Source organism: Mesotoga infera, from assembly GCA_011045915.1.
GTDB lineage: Bacteria > Thermotogota > Thermotogae > Petrotogales > Kosmotogaceae > Mesotoga > Mesotoga infera_D.
In genome coordinates this window covers 1-1972 of record DSBT01000136.1, presented here as the reverse complement: position 1 = coordinate 1972, position 1972 = coordinate 1, and the positions used below count along the sequence as shown (strand labels likewise).

Here is a 1972-nt window from a genome sequence, read left to right as displayed (position 1 = left end):
CACTTGCTCTGTCTAGAAGGTCATTTGTGAGTTCTCTTTCTTTTGTCCAAATCGCGTAAAGACCTTCAAGAATCCAACCGCTTTGAAGAAGGACGATCTCGGGCGAATCGGAACGAAGTCTCTTCAAGAAATCATTCCCAAATCCATTTTCTTGATTGCTGAAAGCCGCGATCAAGTCATTGAAACTTGGAAAATATGTGTTTCCAAGATGAATGCCGGTCTTTTGCGAGTAAACTTGGAGAAAACCTCCGATCTCATCGCTCATCTCGGAGTTTATCCTAATTACTTCCTCCTCTAAATCAACCGAGTGGAAAAGAGTGTAGAACTCTTCTCTGAATTTGAACCTTGCATTCTCGATCTCTTCACGAAAACCTACAATGGTCGAACTCAACTCTTCTTTTTGCTTTGAAGCCTCTCTCTCGATTTCCTCGTTACGGTCAATGTATTCACTCTCACTTATTTGGCCTTTCTCTTTTTGCGAATTGATTTCAGACTTCAGGTTTGCCACTGCTCTCGCACAAGCGGCATCGTACTGAGCTGAAACACTGTAAATCTCCTGATTGAAAAGCACAAGAGTAATTTCATCTGCTTTCAATCTGTCGAGCAACTCTTCAATCAGAGCAATGGAACGATCGGAAGAAGGAATGCTATCAGCTGCAAATCGAGAGGTCATCTCGATAATTTCAGCCTCGATTGTTTGAACAACTGTCAGTTCAATGAACGGATCCTCTTTCTCCACAGCTTCTGCAAACTTATTGAGAACCTCGTTAGGAAGGATGTTTCTATCGCTTTCCTCGATCTTCGAATCTTTCATTTTTTCGGTAACTGGGTCTGTCTTGCCGGCATTCTTTGCTCGGCGTGTTGCCAGGAAGTAAGCTTTGTCGAAGTAGCACTTATCTATCTCTGAATTGTCGTTACCGACAACTTTTCTGATTTCCTTTAAAAAAGCAACCTCGTTTACTGCAAGCCTGTTAAACATCAGCTGGAAGTAGACGACATTGTAGTACTTGGCGAAGAGCTCGACAATAAGAGAAGGCGTTTCAACAATATTCTTTAGAATACCTTCGGCCTTCTCCTTAACCATTCCCTCAATAGCCTCTTCGGTTAAAGCCTCTCCATTCTAAAGAATCTCAAGCTTCACCCTTTCCGTCAGCTTCTCCTTCAACTTTTCTTTGAGCTCGTCCGAAGCACTTGTCAGGATTTCATCCATGAACTTCTTTTCTTCGGAAATCAAAAACGGATCGACGAAGTAAGACTTCCACCAGAAAGTTGCGATCTTGTCTGTGGCGCCGTAATTGCTTTTCACGTGGTCTATGAAAGTAATCTTGTATGTTGAGTCGATAAGCTGCAGAATTGCATTCTTGAATACTCCCTTGAAATCGCCTTTCAATATAGGCTCTAGGACTGTCTTCCAGTTGGCAAGAAACTCTGAAATCACCTTATGAGCAGTTTCGATTGAGCCCTTTAAGCCTTCTGCAAGAGCATAGTCCATGGAGCTGTACAGCGAAGACTCGGCAATAGCCATAAGCTGCTTGTTCTCTCTCAGCTTCGCCTGCTGATAAGCCAGTAAGAGTCTGGACATTTCTTCATCAGAAACACCCTTGCTTCTTGCATCGTTTATGCTCGTGGTAGATACTGCGACTTCTTCCCTGAAGCGAAGCAATAGCGGGTCTTTTGAATATAGAGCAGCCACGAAGTAATCTGCTCCGGATGCCAATATCCCTGTTTTTTTCGCAAGATTATCGATCGCCATGTTGTACGCCTTGTTTAGCTCGGCAAGAGAATTCCTTTGCAGCTCCGCAGAATTGACTGAGCTAGCAAAGCTGAGAACAGAGAAGAAAAACAGGAAAAGAAAAACAAGACACGTCTTCATGGTTTTCCTCCTGTTTTCAGGGACAGACTCCATTATTCAGATCCCTTCAATATATTTATTCTCGATTATCATCAACGGCTTCGCAGTGACGGCGGCCTT

2 protein-coding genes are annotated in these 1972 nt (G+C 43.3%); both read right to left on the bottom strand.

Going from position 1 to position 1972, the window contains the following annotated elements:
* Positions 1-1084 (bottom strand): hypothetical protein (locus tag ENN47_05055; protein HDP77547.1); only part of this gene is annotated, 1084 nt, incomplete at its 3' end.
* A gap of 36 nt (positions 1085-1120) precedes the next feature.
* The gene (locus ENN47_05050) at positions 1121-1873 is read right to left on the bottom strand and encodes a hypothetical protein (GenBank protein HDP77546.1); all 753 of its coding nucleotides are present in this window, start codon (positions 1871-1873) and stop codon (positions 1121-1123) included.
* Positions 1874-1972 lie beyond the last annotated feature (99 nt).